Raw genomic sequence first — 18,883 nt, forward strand, 5'->3', positions numbered from 1 at the left:
CGCGCTATCGTGGTCGCCGTGATGGACAAAGTCATTTCCACAGCAGCCGAAGCGGTGGCGGACATCCCGAGCGGCGCGTCACTCGCGGTCGGCGGATTCGGGGTGGTCGGCGTGCCGGAGGCGTTGATCGCGGCACTGCTCGAACAGGGCGCGACCGATCTCGAGACCGTCACCAACAACCTGGGAATCGACGGGTTCGGTCTCGGCACGCTTCTCGCCGCCAACCGGATCCGGCGCACGATCAGCTCCTATGTCGGAGTGAACAAGGAGTTCGCCCGGCAGTACCTGGCCGGTGAGCTGGAGGTGGAGCTGACGCCGCAGGGCACCCTCGCCGAACGGATGCGTGCCGGCGGCGCCGGTATCCCCGCCTTCTTCACCCCGGCCGGTGTCGGTACCCAGGTCGAGACCGGTGGCCTGCCCCGCAGGTACGACGGCGACGGCGGCATCGCGATCGCCAGCCCGCCGAAGGAGACACGCGAGTTCGACGGCGTCACCTACGTGATGGAGCGCGCCATCGTCACCGACTACGCGCTCGTCCATGCGTGGAAGGGCGACCGGCACGGAAACCTCGTGTTCCGCAAGAGCGCTCGCAACTTCAACCCGCCCGCGGCGGCGGCCGGCCGCATCACCGTCGCCGAGGTCGAGCACCTCGTCGAGCCCGGTGAGATCGACGCGGACGAGGTGCACACCCCGGGTATCCACGTGCAGCGTGTGGTGCACGTGCCGGTGGTCGGTGAGAAGCAGGTCGAGAACAGGACGGTGCGGAAGTGAGCTGGACCAGGGACGAGATGGCGGCCCGTGCCGCACGGGAACTCGAGGACGGGCAGTACGTCAACCTCGGCATCGGCATGCCGACGCTGATCCCGAACCACATCCCGGACGGCATCGAGGTCGTGCTGCACTCGGAGAACGGGGTGCTCGGGGTCGGGCCGTATCCGTTCGAGGACGAGGTCGACGCGGATCTGATCAATGCGGGCAAGGAGACGATCACCGTCCTGCCCGGCGCATCCTTCTTCGACTCGGCGCAGTCGTTCGGGATGATCCGCGGCGGCCAGGTCGACGTCGCGGTGCTCGGTGCGATGCAGGTCAGCGAGACCGGCGACCTCGCGAACTGGATGATCCCCGGCGCCATGGTCAAGGGCATGGGCGGCGCGATGGACCTGGTGCACGGCGCTCGCCGCGTCATCGTCCTCACCGACCACTGCAGCAAGACCGGCGAGCCGAAGATCGTCGTCGAGTGTTCGTTGCCGCTCACCGGAAAGCGGTGCGTCAACCGGATCATCACCGACCTGGCGGTCCTCGACGTGACGGCGGACGGTCTGCGGTTGGTCGAGACCGCTCCCGGTGTGACCGTCGACGAGGTCCGGGCCGCGACCGGGGCCGAACTCCTCGTCGACGTCGTCGCGGTCGGCTGACCGGCGACGAGACGCCCTCGAACGGCGCCCCGGCTGCAAGCCGGGGTGCTGTCGGCGTTGCGGGGTGTCGATGCCGGCGAGTAGGAGTGACAGCGAGGGGAGGCGGTACGAGAGGATGCTGCGATGGCCGGACAACCCCGTGAGCCGGGGCGCACCACGACCTCGCGGGTGCTCGCGATCCTCGAGGCTTTCGAGTCGGGGGCCGAACCCCTGCCGCTCACCGACATCGCCACCGCGGCGGATCTGCCGCTGAGCACGGTGCACCGGCTCGTCGGCGAACTGGAGAGCTGGGGTGCACTCCAGCGCGGCTCGGACGGGCGCTACCAGGTCGGTATCCGGCTGTGGGAAATCGCCCAGAACGCCGGCCAGGGGCTGCGTGACATCGTGCATTCGCCGCTGCAGGACCTGTTCGACCTGACTCGGGAGACGGTGCACTTCGCGGTGCGGCGCGGCACCGAGGCGATCTACGTCGACCGGATCTACGGGAGTCGGCGAATCCCGCGGATCGCACGGGTCGGTGCACGGCTGCCGCTGCATCCGACGGCCGTCGGCAAGGTCTTGCTGGCGTACGAGGAGGACTGGTTCCGCGAGGCGTACCTCTCCCACGCGCTCGAGCGCCGGTCGCGATACACGATCACCGACGCCCGTCGCCTGGCGCGAGAGCTGGACCTCGTGCGGGAGAACGGGTACGCGCAGACCCGCGAGGAGATCGCGCTCGGGCTCTGTTCGGTGGCGGTGCCGGTGCACGCGCCCAAGGGCGACGTCGTCGCGTCCGTCGGCATGGTCCTGCCCAGCTCGCGGTACGCCGAGATCCCGCGATTCCTCCCCGCGATGCGGGGGACCGTCACCAGGCTCGAGAAGCTCTTCCGGGACCTGCCGCAGCCCGTTGAGCAGGCAATTCGAAGCTTCTGGCTCGACTCTTCCGTTGAACGGAAGAAATAGCTGGGCCGCGCGCCCGTCGCACGTGAAGGTGGTCTCCATCACAAGGAGGATTCATGGAGACCAGCATCACCACCGCCGGTTGTCCCGTGGCCCATCACGGCTACGAACCGTTCGCGATGACCGACCCGTTCCCCGCCTACTCCCGTCTGCGTGCGAACGAACCGGTCATGTTCGACGAACGGATCGACTGCTGGGTGATCAGCCGCTACGACGACGTGAAGGCCGTCTTCGACGACTGGGAGACGTTCAGCAGCGAGAACGCGCAGGCGCCGGTCCGTCGGCACGGACCCCAGGCGCGAAAGGTCATGGAGGACGGCGGATTCACCGCATACTCCGGTCTGTCGGCGCGGATTCCCCCGGAACACACCCGAATTCGGAAGGTCGTGTCGAAGGCGTTCACGCCGCGGCGGTACCGGGCCCTCGAACCGTTCATCCGCGACAACGTCGACGCCCAGCTGCGGGCGATGCTCGCGCGTCCGGACCGGCGCGGCGACCTGCTGCGCGACCTCGCCTACGAGGTGCCGACCGTGACGATCTTGACGCTGATCGGCGCGGACGCCGGCCAGGTGGACACCTTCAAGCGATGGTCCGACTCCCGCGCGGCGATGACCTGGGGCGACCTGAGTGACGAGGAGCAGATCCCGCACGCGCACAATCTCGTCGAGTACTGGCAGGAATGCCGGCGCTTGGTGGCGCATGCCCACGCCCACGGCGGCGACAGTCTGGTCGCGGACCTGGTGCGAGCCCAGCGGGAGGGGGACCCGATCAGCGACCACGAGATCGCGTCGGTCTGCTACAGCCTGCTGTTCGCCGGTCACGAGACCACGACGACCCTGATCTCCAACACCCTGCGCCTGCTGCTCGCACACCGCGATCAGTGGGCCGCCCTCGCCGCGGACCCGCAACTGATTCCCGCGGCCGTCGACGAGGTGCTCCGGTTCAGCCCGTCCATCGTCGGGTGGCGACGGAAGGCGCTGCGGGACACCGAGGTCGGCGGAGTCGCGATCCCCGCTGGGGCCAACCTGCTGCTGCTGATGGGATCCGCGAACCGCGACGACGCCCGATTCGAGGACCCGGACGTCTTCGACATCTCGCGGGCCAACGCGCGCGAGCACGTGGCGTTCGGGTACGGCATCCACTACTGCCTGGGCAACATGCTCGCGAAGCTGCAGACCCGGATCGCGGTGGAGCAGGTGCTGGCCCTTGCCCCCGATCTGGAACTGCTCGACCCCGATGCCATCACGTTCGGAGACAACCTGTCGTTTCGGGTCCCGACCGCGGTGCCGGTGCAATGGGGCGGAGTGGACGAGGGCCCGTACATCCAGTTCTTCGACGACGACACCGCGCCGCGGCACGAACTGCTCGGTGGCAAGTGCGCGTCGCTGGTGTCGATGACGCAGGCCGGTATGCCGGTGCCGCCCGGGTTCGCGGTCACGACCGCCCTCTACGACGACTTCGTCGCCGAATCCGGTGTCGCCGAAGGAATTCGGAGGCTGCTCTCGGATATCGACCCGGACGACGTTGCGCAGGTCGACACCGTCTCCGCCCGGATTCGCGATGCGATCGTCTCCCGGCCGGTACCGGACCGACTGCGACGGCTGACGATCGAGGCGTACGAGCGCTTGCAGTCCGGTTTCGACGAGCCGGTTCCGGTGGCGGTGCGGTCCTCCGCGACCGCCGAGGACCTGCCCGACGCGAGCTTCGCCGGCCAGCAGGACACCTACCTGTGGCTGACGGATCTCGATTCGGTGACCGAGCACATCCGCCGGTGCTGGGCGTCGTTGTACACGAGCCGCGCGATCACCTACCGATTGAAGAACAACATTCCGGACGAAGGACTGTCGATGGCGGTGGCCGTCCAGAAGATGGTCAACGCAAAGGTCGCCGGTGTCGCGATGACACTCGACCCCACCAACGGTGACCGCTCGAAGATCGCCATCGACGCGTCCTACGGGGTGGGGGAGATGGTCGTCTCCGGGCAGGTGACTCCGGACAACATCGTGCTCGACAAGGTGACACTGGGCCTGGTCACCGAGAAGGTGGGCGCCAAGCACTCCGAGCTGATCCCGGACGCCGAGTCCCGCAGCCTGGTCGAGCGGGAGGTGGACCCGAGCCGCCGCGCGTGCCGGTGCCTGACCGAAGACGACCTGCGCGCGGTGGCGACGATCGCCAAGCGTGCCGAGAAGCACTACGGGTGCCCGCAGGACATCGAGTGGGCCCTCGACGCGGACCTGCCCGACGGGCAGAACCTGCTGCTGCTTCAGTCCCGTCCGGAGACTGTCTGGTCGTCGAAGCCCGCGACCGCCCCGACCGCCTCGCCGGCGAAGCCGCGCAGCTTCAGCGTGGCCGGCATCACGAAGTCCATGACCCGACGCCCCGTCGCCCACTGACCGACCCCGTGACCACGATGAGGAACATCCCCATGTCGATGAAGTCCTTCCCAAGCCCCTTCACGCTCGAGACGCCGGAAGGCGCCGAGGGCTGGCAGGAGCTGTACCCATACAACCTGGTGTTCCAGGACAGCCTGCAGGAGGCCGAGGACGAGAAATTCTGGTTCTGCGACAGCCAGCACTGGCCGACCGTGTTCAAGCCGTTCGAGACGATCGGCGGCGAGTTCGCGGTCAAGTGCCTCGGCCAGTACAACACCCGGCACCTGCTGATCCCGAACTCGAACGGCATCGAGTTCCGGATCCACCTGGGCTACCTGTACATGTCCCCGATTCCAGCTCCCGAGAACGAGTTCGAGTCTCGGGTACCGCATTTCGAGGAGCGCGCGGCCTACTACTACCAGAACTGGGATCGCCTTCTCGAGGAGTGGCACAAGAAGGTGCGCACCACGATCGACGAGATGGCCGCGCTGACGTTCGCCAAGCTGCCGGACATGGTCTCGATCGAGGACATCACCTCGGGCAGGGCGAAGGACGGGACCGAGGTGCTGCTCGAGAACTACGACCGGCTGATCCAGCTGTGCTACCAGAACTGGCAGTACCATTTCGAGTTCCTCAACCTCGGCTACATCGCCTACCTCGACTTCTTCGGGTTCTGCAAGCAGGTGTTCCCGAACATCCCGGATCAGTCGATCGCCACGATGGTGCAGGGCGTGGACATGGAGCTGTTCCGGCCGGACGACGAACTCAAGAAGCTCGCAACCCTCGCCGTGGAACTGGGGCTGGACGCGGCCTTCGACGATCCGACCGACGCGAGCGCCACCCTCGCCGAGGTCGGCGCCGCGGAGGGAGGGGAGGGGTGGCTCGCCGCGTACCGGACCGCGCAGGATCCCTGGTTCAACTTCACCGTCGGCAACGGCTTCTACGGCCATGACAAGTACTGGATCGAACACCAGGAGATCCCGCTCCAGTACATCGCCGACTACATCCGCCGGCTGCGAAACGGCCAGGACATCATGAGGCCCGTCGCCGAGCTCGCTGCCGAGCGGGAACGGATCTCCGCCGAGTACCGCGACCTGCTGAGCGGTGAGGACCGGGACACCTTCGACGGCAAGCTGGAACTGGCTCGTACCGCCTACCCGTACGTGGAGAACCACAACTTCTACATCGAGCACTGGACGATGGGGGTGTTCTGGCGCAAGGTTCGCGAGCTGTCCCGGATGCTGCACGAGGAGGGCTTCTGGGAGCAGCCGGACGACCTGCTGTACCTGAGTCGGGGCGAGGTCCGCGAGGCGCTCTTCGACCTCGCCACCGGCTGGGGCGTCGGTGCCGCACCGATCGGTCCGAGCTACTGGCCCAAGGAGATCGAGCGTCGTCGCGGGATCATCGACGCGCTGAAGTCGCGCCGGCCCGAGCCTGCCCTGAACACCCCGCCCGAGTTCATCACCGAACCGTTCACCAGCATGCTCTACGGCATCACCACCGAGCAGGTGCAGCAGTGGCTCGCCGACGACGAGGACACCTCCGGCGGGCTGCGGGGTATGGCCGCGTCCCCGGGTGTCGTCGAGGGTGTCGCCCGGGTGGTGACGAGCGCCGACGAGCTCACCGAGGTCCAGGAGGGCGAGATCCTCGTCGCCCCGATCACCGCCCCGTCCTGGGGCCCGATCTTCGGGAAGATCACGGCGACCGTCACCGACATCGGCGGCATGATGAGTCACGCCGCGATCGTGTGCCGGGAGTACGGCCTGCCCGCGGTCACCGGCACCGGGTCGGCGTCCACTCAGATCCGGACCGGTCAGCGACTACGGGTCGACGGCACCGCCGGCACCGTCACCGTGCTGGACGCGTGAGATGACGACCGCGAGAACCGTGCTGATCACCGGCGGCGCAGGCGGACTCGGGCGCGCCTTCGCACTCGGCTTCGCCGGGCGCGGCCACCGGGTCGCCGTCGCCGACATCGACGGCGCAGGCGCGCAGGAGACCGCGCGTCTGGCCGGTGACCTCGGTGCCGAGGCAACCGCCCTCACCGTGGACGTCACCTCCGTCGACTCCACGGACGCGATGGCCGCGGCCGTCGCCGAGTTCGGTGGCGGCAGCATCGACGTGCTGGTCAACAACGCCGCGATCTACGCGGGGGTCACCCGCAGCCCCTTCGAGCAGATCGACCCCGCCGAATGGGACCGGGTGATGGCGGTCAACCTCAAGGGGCCGTGGATGTGTGCGCGGGCGTGCAGTCCGTACCTGGAGTCCGGATCCCGCGTCGTCAACGTCTCGTCGGCGACCGTCTACAGCGGGTCCGAGCAGTGGATGCACTACGTCGCCTCCAAGGGTGGAGTGGTGGCGATGACCCGGGTGATGGCCAAGGAACTCGGTCGGCGGTCCATCACCGTCAACGCCATCGCACCGGGGTTCACCCTCACCGAGGCCAGCTACGGGCTGATCGAGGGCGCCGAGAACTACGGCGTCGACCGCGGAGCGATCAAACGGGCCAGCAGGCCGGAGGACATCGTGGGCGCGGCCCTGTTCCTCGCCTCCGAGGAAAGCAGCTACATCACCGGACAGACGCTCGTCGTCGACGGCGGACGCCAGTTCATCTAGGAGAGACACAGTCATGCCCAAGGTCACATACACCGACTGCGAGGGGAATTCGCGCGCGTTCGACGGGAACGTCGGCGACTCCGTGATGGAGGTTGCGATGCGTAACGGCGTCCCGGGAATCGTCGCCGAGTGCGGCGGATCGCTGTCCTGCGCGACGTGCCACGTCCTCGTGCGCGACGACGAGTTCGCGGCGCTGCCCGACATGGACGAGATGGAGGACGAGATGCTCTACGGGACCGCGGCCCCTCGTGAAGACAGCTCGAGGCTGTCCTGCCAGATCAAGCTCACCGCGGACATGGACTTGCACGTGCGGACTCCCGAAGTGCAGGTGTAGCCGTGGCCGACCACGACGGCGGTCTGCTGATCATCGGGGCGAGCCAGGCCGGGGTGCAGCTGGCCGGCTCCCTGCGTGCCCTCGGCTACGAGGAGCCGATCACGTTGCTCGGAGACGAGAACCACCGCCCGTATCAGCGGCCCGCCCTGTCCAAGGAGTTCCTGCAGGGCGAGGTCACGGCCGAGTCGCTGATCTTCCGCACCGCCCAGTACTGGGACGAGCACCGGATCCGGCTGGTCAAGGGTGAACGCATCACTGCGATCGACCGCACGAACGCCGGCGGAGGCGTCGCGCGTTCCGAGTCGGGAGCGCGGTTCGCGTTCGATCGACTCGCCCTCACTGTCGGGGCGCGGGCCCGGCGGCTCGACGTGCCCGGTGCCGATCTGGGGGGAGTGCTGTATCTGCGCAACGCCGACGACGCGCTGGCGTTGAAGGCCCGGATGCCGGACGCCACCGACGTCGTCGTGATCGGTGGCGGATTCATCGGGCTCGAGGCCGCGGCCAGCGCCCACAAGATGGGCAGGAAGGCAACGGTTCTCGAGGCCGGACCGCGACTGATCGGCCGTGCTGTCGGGCCGGAGACCTCACGCTTCTTCCTCGACGCGCACCGCAGTCGGGGCATCGACGTCGTCCTGAACGCCCGGATCGCCAGGATCGTCGGCACCGAGGGAGCCGTCACCGGCGTGGAGCTGGCCGACGGCCGGGTCGTTGCCGCGCAGATCGTTCTCGTCGGCATCGGCGTCCTTCCGAACACGGAGCTGGCCGAGGCCTTGGGCCTGGAGTGCGACAACGGAATCCGCGTCGACGAGTACGCCCTCGCCTCCGACGGCGTCACCGTCGCGGTCGGCGACTGTGCGAACCTGCCCAACCCTGTCCGTGGCGCGCCGCCCGGGGACCGGATCCGCATCGAGAGCGTCAACAATGCGATCGAACAGGCCAAGGTCGCCGCCTACTCGCTCACCGGCCGCCGCGCGGAATACGCCGGGACCCCCTGGTTCTGGTCGAACCAGGGCGATCTGAAGCTGCAGATCGCCGGACTGTCCACCGGCCACGACCGGACGGTCGTCCGACGCGACGACGAGAAGGGCCGGTTCTCGGTCCTGTACTACCGGGACGGGCAGATCACCGCCGCCGACTGCGTCAACCACCCGCTCGACTTCATGGCGGTCAAGAACGCACTCGCCAAGGGCGCGAACATCCCCGCCGGCCCGGCGGAGAACGCCGCCACACCACTGAAGTCGATCATCACCGAGGGCCCGCCCGCGGCGACAGCGCCGCCGGCGACGGCCCGGTCAGAGAGGTAACCATGCGCATCCCGACGACCCAGAGCGTCGACACGTCGCCGATCGCCGCCGCACCGGACGAACCCACCGATCTCGATCCGGTATGGAAATCCGTCGTGCCGGAATCCCGGGCCCGCAGCAACGACATCCATCTGCCGATCTCCCTCGCCTACGCCCAGCGGCTGTGCCTGGCGTACCCGCACGCGGACTCCCTCGTCGTGCGGATCGCGATCCTGCTGCACGACACCGGCTGGGGTCGGGTCGACGAATCCCGGATCATCTCCGAAGGGTTCAGCGGCGACTGGCGCAAGGCCGCGATCCGGTACGAGCACGAACGCCAGGGGTGCATCATCGCCCGGGAGGTGCTGCCGTCGCTGGGCTACGACGACGAGTTCGTCGAGCGGGTGTGCGCGATCATCGACGGTCACGACACCCGGCCCGACGCGCACTCGCTGGAGGACGCGCTGGTGCGCGACGCGGATCGGCTCTGGCGGTTCGGCGTCACCGGAATCGCGTTGGCTTCCTCGTGGTTCGGGCTGACCCCGGCCCTCTACTGCGACCGGCTCGAGATCGAGATCGTCCCGGAGCTCAAGACCGAGGCTGCCGTCGAGATCGCGGCGGCGGAGTTGGCACGCTCCCGTGCCCTGCTCAAGACCGAGGTGCTGAGGTGAGGCGATCGGCGGTCCAGCTCCCGTACACCCATGTCGACGACGTGTTCGTCGACGGCGAATGGGTACCGGCCACGAGCACCGACCGGATCGACGTCGTGGATCCCACAACCGAGGAGACCTGGGGTTCGGTGCCCGATGCCTCTCCGGAGGACGTCGACCGCGCCGTCACGGCCGCCGACCGGGCCTTCCGTGGCGCCGGATGGTCGGATCTCTCGCCCTCGGTGCGCGCGGAGTACCTGCTGCGGCTGGCGGACGAGATCGAGAAGCGGGCAGCACCGATGTCGTGGACCAACACCCGCGAGAACGGCAGTCCGATCGCCGAGACGGCGGGCGCGGCGACGAACGCGGCGGGCATCTTCCGGTACTTCGCGTCGCTGGCGTCGTACCTCGAGTCCGAGGACGTGCGCCCCTACCCGAACCGGCCCGGCGAGACGGCGGTGTATCGCGATCCGATCGGGGTGTGTGCGCTCATCGCGCCGTGGAACTTCCCGATCAACCTGGTCGTGGCCAAGCTGGCGCCGGCACTGATCGCGGGCTGCACCGTGGTGATCAAGCCGGCGTCGCCGACGCCGCTGTCGATCCGGTTCGTCGTCGACGCGGCACTGGCCGCGGGTCTGCCGCCGGGGGTGATCAACCTGGTGACCGGTTCCGGGAAGGTCGGCGACCGCCTGGTGCGGCACCCGCTGGTACGGAAGGTGGCCTTCACCGGGTCGACACCCGTCGGTCGGAGGATCGCCGCCGCGTGCGGCGAGCTCCTGCGCCCGGTGACCCTCGAGCTCGGTGGGAAGTCGTCGGCGATCGTGCTCCCCGATGCGGACCTGGACGCGATGTCCGAGGTGCTGATCCGGTCCTGCATGCGCAACACCGGGCAGACCTGCTACATCTCCACACGCATCCTCGCTCCCGCGCAGCGCTACGACGAGGTGGTCGACATGGTCACCCGGACCGTCGCCGCAGGCAAGCAGGGTGACCCGTTCGACGAGGACACCGTCTTCGGTCCCGCAGCGACCCGGGCGCAGTTCGACATCGTCCTCGATCACCTCGAGTCGGCACACGAGGAAGGCGCCCGCGCCACGACCGGTGGCGCGAGGGCCGACGTCGAACGCGGCTGGTTCGTCCAGCCGACGGTGTTCGCGGACGTGACGCCCGGGATGCGGATCGCCCGTGAAGAGGTCTTCGGGCCGGTCGTCGTCGTGCTTTCGTACGACACCGTCGACGAGGCGGTGGCACTGGCCAACGACACCGAGTTCGGCCTGGGCGGACTCGTCTTCGGGCGCGACACCGACGCCGCGATGCGGGTGGCGCGACGCATGGACACCGGTTCGGTCGGCGTGAACTTCTTCGCCTCGAACCACAGTGCGCCGTTCGGTGGGCGCCACGACTCGGGGTTGGGTGTGGAGTTCGGAGTGGAGGGGCTCGGCGCCTACCTGACCCCGCAGTCCGTGCACCGGGCCGGCTGAGCATCCAGGTGTCGACTAAGGTGCCGCGGGTGAGCAGTTCGACCCGCGGCACCGAGGTGGACCGACTCGACGCGCTGCGCGGCGTGCTGGTCGGGCCGCTACCGGAGATCGGGCGCAGGTTCTCGCCGCTGGTGGCGCCGTTGGTGCCGCATTCGGCCCTGGTGATCTTCACCCGGGAGTGCACCGGCCGGCCGCGCAAGGTCGCAGGCGACCCGCGGATCGTGGACCGGGTCACCGTGGCAGAACTCGACCGGCTGCGTACCGAACTCGGTCCGGCGCAACCCGATTCGTCGATCGTCCACCGCGGAACCGCGGTGCTTGGCGGACGGGAACACCCGGTGCACGCGATCCTCGACCGCACGGACACCCTTCTGGTGGTGATCCCACGCGGTAAGGCCGAGGTCGACACCGACCTGCTCGGCGCCCTGTTCTCCGTCGTCGCCCTCGGCATCCAGTTGCAGGTGCGGCACGCCAGCCCCGCCTACCTGGCCGAGTCGCGGGCCGCGTCCGCCGAACGGGCCCGCACCGTCGCCGAACTCACTCAGGCGCACGCCGCGACACTGGAGACCATCCTCGCGACCCTGCGGTCGCCCGACCTCGACGACACCCGCGCGCGGGCGACCGCGCGGGAGTCGGCGACTTCCGCGCTGATCGGCCTCCGCACCGCCGTCGACCAGCACCGCGCGATGGCCGAAGAGGCGGTGACCACCGCGTTCGCCCGCCTGCGGGGAGAGCTCCGGGGCCTGGTGCCCGAGGGCGTCGGCGTCGAGTTCGTCGACCCGCCGGTCGGCGGACGGGGTCTGCCCGGCGAGGTCGCGCACGCGGCGCGGGCCGTGGTGCGCGGTGCGGTGCTCGGGCTGGTGGTGCAGCCCGACCTCGGTCGCGTGCGGGTGGCCTGGGACTGTGACGGCGCGAATCTGCTGATCGACGTCCGGGACGACGGCCGCGGCGCCGTCGACCTGGCCGAACTCGCCCGGCAGCTGCGCCCGCGCGTCGAAACCCTCGGCGGCACATACGAATCCGAGTCGACCCCGGGGTGGGGCTCCCGACTGTCGGCGACTCTGCCGCTGGACCACGCCGAGTCGGGGGAGGGCAGTCACGCCCTGTCGGTGCTCGGTCCGCGCGAGATCGAGGTGCTCGAACACCTCGTCGCCGGCAGGCGCAACCGGGTGATCGCGGAGCGCTTGCAGGTCAGCGAGAGCACCGTGAAGTTCCACGTGGCGGCGGTGCTGCGCAAGCTCGAGGTCGGCACCCGCGGCGAGGCCGCGGCGCTGGCCGCCGACGCGGGGGTCAAGGCCGCGCCCTGAGCGCGTCCGCGGCCTGTCTCGTGATCCGGGTGTGCAGCGCGCGCACCATTTCCGTTGCCAGCACTGCGTGGCCGCTCATCGAGAAGTGGATACCGTCGGCGCTGAGGAGATTCGGGCGCAGGCGCATCGGGTGCTGCCAGAGGTCGACACAGACGGCGTCGTACCGGCCGGCCAGTTCCCGCATCGTGTCGTTGAGGACGATCATCCGCTCGCGTATCGCCTGTAGTCGCGGTCCGCGGAAGTTGTCGGCGAACGTGAGCGTGGTGATGGCGGCGCCGGTGGCTGCGACCCGATCGAAGACGGTCGTGACGTTGGCGCGCATCGCGGCGAGGTCGGCGTCCGGGGACCACAGGTCGTTCGCGCCGCAGGTGATGTGCACCAGGTCGGGTGCGAAGTCGGAGACGGGTTCGATCTGGGTGTCCAGCACCCGGGCGCTGGTGGCACCCATCCGGCCGGTGTTCAGGTAGGCGAGGTCGGGCTGGGCGGTCCGCAGCGAGTTCGCGACCCGATCCGCCCACGAGACGGTCGCGTATCCCGGGCTGGGATCGCCGATGCCCTCGGCGATCGAGTCGCCGAGGACGGCGAACCTCCGCCACGGGGCACCGGCGAGGAGTTCGCCGAGATCCTGCTGGGGAAGGCAGTACGGGTCGGTCGCCTCGGTGAGTCCGGCCGGAACGGTAAGGGTGTCGGTCATGATCATCGCTCCTGGGGTTCGCGGTGCCCGGATCGGCACTCGGAAACAAAACGTACGATCGATCGTGTAATTAAAGTACGATCGTTCGTGTGCTTTGGCAAGACCTGGAAGGATGGACACGTGAGCGACACGACCACCGACGGCAGGCTGCTCAAAGGCGCGCGGGCGCGTGCCTCCATCGCTCGGCACGCCGCCGACGTCGCATCGGTCGAGGGGTTGACCGGGCTGAGTCTCGGGCGGCTCGCCGCCGATCTCGGTCTCAGCAAGAGTGGTGTCGCGACGTTGTTCGGCACCAAGGAGAAACTGCAACTCGCGGCCGTGCAGGCGGCTCGGGAGGTGTTCGTCGAGCGCATCGTGCGCCCCGCCCTCGTGGAGGAGCCGGGACTGCCTCGGCTGAGGGCGCTGATCGAGCGGTGGTTCGAGTACGTGAGCGAACCGGTCTTCCCGGGCGGATGCTTCCGCGCGGCGACGATCGCCGAATTCGACAGCAGGCCGGGCGCCGTTCGGGACGCCCTGGCCCGCGATCGCGTGGAATGGCTCGCCCTGCTGGAAGGTGAGGTTGCATGCGCGCAGGAAGACGCGGGCCACGGCGTGCCGTCGCCGGGGGAGGTGGCGTTCGAGATCGACGCGGTTCTCGGCGCGCTGAACACCGCCCTGCGGATGGACGACGGTGAGGCGATCGAGCGGGCGCAGGCGATCCTCGGTCGGATCCTCGGGGGCCTGTAGGCGGGCCGTCTGGCATTTCGGCTAGGTGGAACCATCCTTTCGGTCAGGTCGCCGACGTGGGTGATCGGGCTACGGTCGACATGCGGGTATCGCAATGTGTGCACCCGCATGTCGACAAGGTGAGGAGACCAGGCCATGCCGCAGCAGGTACGAGGCGTGATCGCGCGCTCGAAGGGCGCACCGGTGGAGATCGTCCCGATCACGATTCCCGACCCCGGCCCGGGCGAGGTCGTGGTCGCGGTCGCCGCCTGCGGCGTCTGCCACACCGACCTGACCTACCGTGAGGGCGGCATCAACGACGAGTACCCGTTCCTGCTCGGTCACGAGGCCGCGGGTGTGGTCGAAAGTGTCGGTGAGGGAGTCGATTCCGTCGCCGTCGGTGACTTCGTCGTGCTGAACTGGCGGGCCGTCTGTGGCCAGTGTCGCGCCTGCAAGCGAGGCCGTCCGCAGTACTGCTTCGACACCTTCAACGCCACCCAGAAGATGACTCTCGAGGACGGCACCGAGCTGACCCCGGCGCTCGGCATCGGCGCGTTCGCCGACAAGACCCTCGTCCACGCCGGTCAGTGCACCAAGGTCGATCCGTCCGCCGACCCGGCCGTCGTCGGCCTGCTCGGCTGCGGCGTGATGGCCGGCATGGGTGCCGCGATGAACACCGGCAACGTCGGCCGCGGCGACTCGGTCGCCGTCATCGGCTGCGGCGGTGTCGGCGATGCCGCGATCATGGGCTCGCGCCTGGCCGGCGCGGGCACGATCATCGCGATCGACCGCGACCCCAAGAAGCTCGAGTGGGCCACCGACCTCGGTGCCACCCACACCATCAACGCCACCGAGGTCGACGACGTGGTCGAGGCCGTGCAGGAGCTGACCGGCGGCTTCGGCGCCGACGTCGTCGTCGATGCCGTCGGCCGTCCCGAGACCTGGAAGCAGGCCTTCTACGCCCGCGACCTGGCCGGCACCGTCGTCCTCGTCGGTGTCCCCACCCCGGACATGACCCTCGAGATGCCGCTGGTCGATTTCTTCTCGCGCGGCGGATCGCTGAAGTCGTCGTGGTACGGCGACTGCCTGCCCGAGCGTGACTTCCCGATGCTCGTCGACCTGTACCAGCAGGGCAGGCTGCCGCTGGAGAAGTTCGTCACCGAGCGGATCGCTCTCGATCAGGTCGAGGAGGCGTTCGAGTCGATGCACCGCGGTGAGGTGCTGCGTTCGGTGGTGGTCCTGTAATGGCGAGCGACGCGACGGGGAATCGACACAGTGGCGCCCTGCGGGTCGACCGGGTCGTCACGTCGGGGACGTTCAGTCTCGACGGCGGCACCTGGGACGTCGACAACAACATCTGGCTGATCGGCGACGACTCCGAGGTCGTGATCGTCGACGCCGCCCACACGGCGCAGCCGATCATCGATGCAGTCGGTGGCCGGAAGGTTGTCGCGATCGTGTGCACGCACGGGCACAACGACCACGTCACCGTCGCGCCGGAGCTGTCCGAGCGGCTCGACGCGCCGATCCTGCTCAGCCCTGCCGACGACGTGCTCTGGGAGATGACCCATCCCGGCGTCGCGCACGGCACCCTCGAGGACGGGCAGCGGATCACGGTGGCGGGCACCGACATCCAGGCGATCGCAACTCCCGGCCACTCGCCGGGCTCGACCTGCCTGTACCTGCCGGAGGCGGGGGAGCTGTTCACCGGCGACACCCTGTTCTCGGGCGGCCCGGGTGCGACCGGGCGGTCCTACTCGGACTTCCCGACGATCATCGGCTCGATCCGCGACAAGCTGTTCGCGCTGCCCGCCGAGACCAAGGTGCACACCGGTCACGGCGACGGCACCACGATCGGCACCGAGTCCCCGCACCTCGAAGAGTGGATCAAGCGCGGTAGCTGAGTTTCGCCGTGACGGGCCCCGTGCTGCCGGTTCCGGCGGTACGGGGCCCGTAGGCTGCGGTGATGGCGCGAGAGTCCCTGTTCGATCCGACCGACCGGAGCCTGTTCGTCGAGCAGCGGCAGCGGTTCGACTGGGCGCTGCTGCAGAACGGCTGCGTGTTCCGATACCCGACCCGCTTCGGCCTCGACAGTGCGGGCAACCGGCTCGCCGGACTGGGCTATCTCGTGCACCGGATCGACGGGAGGGCGTGGACAACGGTCGACGACCTGCACGACGCGCTCGCGTCGGCGATGTCCTTTCCCGCCTACTACGGCCGAAACCCTGCCGCGTTCAACGATGTTCTGTACGACGTCGCCGAATTCGTCTACGGAAGCGATCCGGCGAGCACCGGAACGGTGCTCTCGATCGCGGGCTTCGACTCCCTCGTCGAACTGGATCGGTGGAACGCGAACACGCTCCTGGACATCTTCGCCCGGCACGCGCGGCTCGCCGCGCTCTGCGGACATCCGATGCTGTGCCTGGTCGAGTCGACCGCCGCCGATCTGGAACGGGTCGGGAGTGAGAGTGTTCTCACGGGCCCGCTGTGGGATGTCGAGCCCGATCCGCCGGCACCGTTCCACGACGGCGACGTCGTCGAGAACGAGCTGCAGATCTACGCGACAGAGGTCGGGGCCGTCGAGTACGTCGCCAGGTTGCGTGAGGTCCTCGCCGACACCCTCGACCCCCTCGGCCGCTGGCAGATCCTCGAACCGGTACCGGTACCCGAGCGGCTCGCGGAGTTCCACGCGGCCCATCGGCCAGAGCCGGCGCCTCCCGGCACCCGGCTGTGGGACGTGTCGGTGGGCCTTCGCGGCGAAGGGGACCACAACCTGCTCGCCGACCGGATCGTGCACGTTCTGCACGATGTGGGAATGCGCTTCGACCAGTTGATCTCCGGGTATCACGCTGCCGGGACCGAGGCGCGGGAGACCGCGATCCAGCGGTTTCCGGACCTCGCGTGAGCGTCAGAACGGTGGCGCATCGTCGATCGGCATGGTGACCGACACCGTCGGTCCGCCGCGGCGGCCGGTGATGCGGGGGCGCGGGCCGGTCGGGTCGGGGGTGCCGGTTGCTCCGCCGGGGAGGGTGACTGTCGTGGTGCCGAGTGTGGAGGTCCACAGCAACGCGTGTCCGGTGGTGCGGGAGTCGCCGAGGGCGACCACCCGCCACAGGCCGAGTGTCTTCAGCTGATGGTGGAATGCGCACAGGCACTGCAGGTTCGACACGATGGTCCAGCCTCCCGCGACCGGGTCCCAGGCGAGGTGTTCGACGATGTGGTCGAGTTGGCACTGGGCCGCGGGACGGGTGCAGCCGGGGAACCGGCAGTGGCGGTCGCGGGCGCGGCGGTGGCGGCGTCGGGCCGGTAGGTCAGCGCGCCGGCGGGCGGCGCGATCAGCCCGCCGTGCCCGTCGCGAAGCGTTCCCCAGGCGAGCGACGGGTTTGCGCGCACGGCAGCGAGAATCGCCTCGGCCATGGTGCCGACACTCGTCGGGACCATCGGTGGGGGTGGCGGTTCCACGGAGGTGCCGCCGCGATCGGGTACCGGTCCGGCCGTGCGTCGGCTGCCGCGGGTGAGGAACGAGCGCACGCAGAACCTGGGCGGTGGAGATGCCGCGGTGTGTGGCGGTGCATGTTGAGGGTTTGGAGTCGGTGAGTCGCTCGCCGTCTCGTCAACGGCGTCTTTCGTGGATGAACCGTGCGCGGTCGCGCCGTCACCATCAGAAGTCTCGTGAACGCTGCCGGTAGCAGAATCCTCCATGCCGGTCGACCCCTTGTCGGTGTGCGTCTCGGTCGCTCCGTTTGTGGTTCGACGCTCGTTGTCCGCGCCGGCGGCCTCGTCCTGCACCCGGTGGGGGTGTCCATCCTCGTCGCGGTGCTTGGTCCTGTCGTCGTCTCTGTGCTCGACGAGGCCGAGTTCCTCGGCTAGTTCGAGGATCTCGGTGAGCATCGCCTGCCAGGTCCCGTTCGCCGCCAACTGGCGTGCCAGGACCGGATCTATCAGGCCGTGGCCGTGCAGGTGGGCGGGCTCGGACAGCAACCCGAGCAGTGTCGGCAGGTCCACGGTGATCTGGGTGAGGGGCGCCCGCCGCCCGGGCAGCGCCTTCGTTTTCGCGGCGTCGCAGTCGTCGCGGCCGCAGGTGCACTCGAGGTACGGCTCGCGGTGCGCGAGCGCCATCACCGAATCGACCAGCTTCTCCTGGGCGCCGCGCCGGTCGTGACGGCACACCGTCCCGGCGAACTCGGCGACCAACTGCATGAACGCCTCACCCTCCTGCGGGGTGACCGTCACCTCGACCGTCGAACCACCCCGCCCGGACCGCTTGACGACCCGCCGTGAGAACCGCTGAACATCCTCCCGCTGCTCGGCGGCCTCGTCGGGACTGTGCGCGGCGACGAGGCGTTCGATCTCGCCGGCCAGCGGTCCCGGTGAAAGGTGCCGTGCCGCGGCCAGGATCTGCGGTTCGAGTGCCGTCACCGTCGCCGCCGACAGTCCCGCCGTCTCCCGCGAGATCGCTCGCGCCCGAGCAAGATCCAGATCCCCGGCCTCGAAGGCGGCGCGGGTGCGTGGCAGCCGCAACCGCAAGTCGATCCCGAGAGCCGCGAACGACTCGGCCACCGTCTTCGAACACCCCAGGCGCACCGCGAGCTCCGCGATCGCCGCATTGCCGCAGTCGGTGATCTTCCCCGACCCCAGCTCGACATCCCGTTCGATCCAGGCATCCCACAGTGCGCCCGCGGCCAGCACCTTGCGCGCCGCCGCCTGGTTCTCGACCCTGGAGCTGTCCGTGACCGTGGCCAACAGAACGGCGTCGGTCGACATCTGCCCGCCACCCCTGAGCTCGACCCCCGACTCGAACATGTATTCGATTCTACCCCGACGGTCCGACACGTATCGGGAATCTTCGATGCCGTCTGGCTTCGATTCCGTCAGCGCCAGATCTCTTCGTAGGGTGCACCCTCTCGCGCATCTCTTCCCGGCGACAGAACTCGAGTCCGAACTCCAGGTGGCGCAACCCGGAAGATCGATCCTGACCTTCCCGCCGAACTGTCCATCGCGGCGTGTATGACTGGACTCACGCCTGATCGGCGCCACCCCGCGTAGCGTGGTTCCACGATCGCCTTTGACGGTCCTGGAAATGCCCT

At 69.0% G+C, this 18,883-nt stretch carries 18 protein-coding genes and 1 pseudogene; 16 read left to right on the forward strand and 3 right to left on the reverse strand.

Features of this window, described 5'->3' with window-relative positions; translation table 11 throughout:
* Positions 1-21: 21 nt before the first annotated feature.
* From ACWDU4_RS01545 to ACWDU4_RS01600, 12 genes and pseudogenes are all read left to right on the forward strand, one after another.
* The gene (locus tag ACWDU4_RS01545) at positions 22-771 is read left to right on the forward strand and encodes a CoA transferase subunit A (RefSeq protein WP_450112245.1); all 750 of its coding nucleotides are present in this window, start codon (positions 22-24) and stop codon (positions 769-771) included.
* The gene (locus ACWDU4_RS01550; protein WP_450112084.1) at positions 768-1,415 is read left to right on the forward strand and encodes a CoA transferase subunit B; all 648 of its coding nucleotides are present in this window, start codon (positions 768-770) and stop codon (positions 1,413-1,415) included. Before ACWDU4_RS01545 ends, ACWDU4_RS01550 begins: the two co-directional genes overlap by 4 nt.
* 123 nt (positions 1,416-1,538) lie before the next feature.
* Entirely contained in the window at positions 1,539-2,357 is an 819-nt protein-coding gene (locus ACWDU4_RS01555; RefSeq protein WP_450112085.1) for an IclR family transcriptional regulator, read from the forward strand.
* A 53-nt stretch (positions 2,358-2,410) separates the two neighbouring features.
* Positions 2,411-3,652: pseudogene (locus ACWDU4_RS01560) on the forward strand (cytochrome P450); the annotation flags it as partial.
* Between the two features lie 6 nt (positions 3,653-3,658).
* Complete coding sequence (locus ACWDU4_RS01565) at positions 3,659-4,747, forward strand: PEP/pyruvate-binding domain-containing protein (protein WP_450112246.1); 1,089 nt, start codon at positions 3,659-3,661, stop codon at positions 4,745-4,747.
* A 32-nt stretch (positions 4,748-4,779) separates the two neighbouring features.
* The gene (locus ACWDU4_RS01570) at positions 4,780-6,594 is read left to right on the forward strand and encodes a PEP-utilizing enzyme (RefSeq protein ID WP_450112086.1); all 1,815 of its coding nucleotides are present in this window, start codon (positions 4,780-4,782) and stop codon (positions 6,592-6,594) included.
* Between the two features lies 1 nt (position 6,595).
* Positions 6,596-7,342 carry an SDR family NAD(P)-dependent oxidoreductase gene (locus ACWDU4_RS01575; protein ID WP_450112087.1) on the forward strand — a complete coding sequence of 249 codons (747 nt, stop codon included), beginning with the start codon at positions 6,596-6,598 and terminating at the stop codon, positions 7,340-7,342.
* A gap of 13 nt (positions 7,343-7,355) precedes the next feature.
* A complete protein-coding gene (locus ACWDU4_RS01580) occupies positions 7,356-7,676 on the forward strand; it encodes a 2Fe-2S iron-sulfur cluster-binding protein (RefSeq protein ID WP_450112088.1) in 321 nt (106 codons plus the stop codon).
* Positions 7,677-7,678: 2 nt separating this feature from the next.
* Positions 7,679-8,980 carry an NAD(P)/FAD-dependent oxidoreductase gene (locus ACWDU4_RS01585; RefSeq protein ID WP_450112089.1) on the forward strand — a complete coding sequence of 434 codons (1,302 nt, stop codon included), beginning with the start codon at positions 7,679-7,681 and terminating at the stop codon, positions 8,978-8,980.
* Positions 8,981-8,982: 2 nt separating this feature from the next.
* Positions 8,983-9,630: an HD domain-containing protein gene (locus ACWDU4_RS01590; protein ID WP_450112090.1), complete on the forward strand. Its 648-nt coding sequence runs from the start codon at positions 8,983-8,985 to the stop codon at positions 9,628-9,630.
* Positions 9,627-11,090, forward strand: a complete 1,464-nt coding sequence (locus ACWDU4_RS01595; protein WP_450112091.1) for an aldehyde dehydrogenase family protein — start codon at positions 9,627-9,629, stop codon at positions 11,088-11,090. Before ACWDU4_RS01590 ends, ACWDU4_RS01595 begins: the two co-directional genes overlap by 4 nt.
* Positions 11,091-11,119: 29 nt before the next feature.
* Complete coding sequence (locus ACWDU4_RS01600; protein WP_450112092.1) at positions 11,120-12,397, forward strand: LuxR C-terminal-related transcriptional regulator; 1,278 nt, start codon at positions 11,120-11,122, stop codon at positions 12,395-12,397.
* Here ACWDU4_RS01600 and ACWDU4_RS01605 read toward each other — a convergent pair.
* Positions 12,381-13,091, reverse strand: a complete 711-nt coding sequence (locus ACWDU4_RS01605) for an SGNH/GDSL hydrolase family protein (protein ID WP_450112093.1) — start codon at positions 13,089-13,091, stop codon at positions 12,381-12,383. The genes ACWDU4_RS01600 and ACWDU4_RS01605 overlap by 17 nt on opposite strands.
* 120 nt (positions 13,092-13,211) lie before the next feature.
* On the opposite strand from ACWDU4_RS01605, the gene ACWDU4_RS01610 reads away from it, so the two are divergent.
* The 4 genes from ACWDU4_RS01610 to ACWDU4_RS01625 all read left to right on the forward strand — a co-directional run bounded on the left by ACWDU4_RS01610 (position 13,212) and on the right by ACWDU4_RS01625 (position 16,701).
* A complete protein-coding gene (locus ACWDU4_RS01610) occupies positions 13,212-13,817 on the forward strand; it encodes a TetR/AcrR family transcriptional regulator (protein WP_450112094.1) in 606 nt (201 codons plus the stop codon).
* Positions 13,818-13,952: 135 nt separating this feature from the next.
* On the forward strand, positions 13,953-15,041 hold the full coding sequence (locus ACWDU4_RS01615) for an S-(hydroxymethyl)mycothiol dehydrogenase (RefSeq protein WP_450112095.1): 1,089 nt from the start codon (positions 13,953-13,955) through the stop codon (positions 15,039-15,041).
* Positions 15,041-15,700, forward strand: coding sequence for an MBL fold metallo-hydrolase (locus tag ACWDU4_RS01620; RefSeq protein WP_450112096.1), 660 nt, complete (start codon positions 15,041-15,043; stop codon positions 15,698-15,700). The genes ACWDU4_RS01615 and ACWDU4_RS01620 overlap by 1 nt, the downstream gene beginning before the upstream one ends.
* A 62-nt stretch (positions 15,701-15,762) precedes the next feature.
* Entirely contained in the window at positions 15,763-16,701 is a 939-nt protein-coding gene (locus ACWDU4_RS01625) for a barstar family protein (protein WP_450112097.1), read from the forward strand.
* A gap of 3 nt (positions 16,702-16,704) precedes the next feature.
* On the opposite strand, the gene ACWDU4_RS01630 is transcribed toward ACWDU4_RS01625, so the two are convergent.
* Together ACWDU4_RS01630 and ACWDU4_RS01635 are read right to left on the reverse strand one after the other, a co-directional pair.
* A complete protein-coding gene (locus ACWDU4_RS01630) occupies positions 16,705-16,965 on the reverse strand; it encodes a hypothetical protein (protein WP_450112098.1) in 261 nt (86 codons plus the stop codon).
* Complete coding sequence (locus tag ACWDU4_RS01635) at positions 16,923-18,599, reverse strand: DUF222 domain-containing protein (protein WP_450112099.1); 1,677 nt, start codon at positions 18,597-18,599, stop codon at positions 16,923-16,925. Before ACWDU4_RS01635 ends, ACWDU4_RS01630 begins: the two co-directional genes overlap by 43 nt.
* Positions 18,600-18,883: the final 284 nt, after the last annotated feature.

This window comes from Rhodococcus sp. NPDC003348 (genome assembly GCF_053589375.1).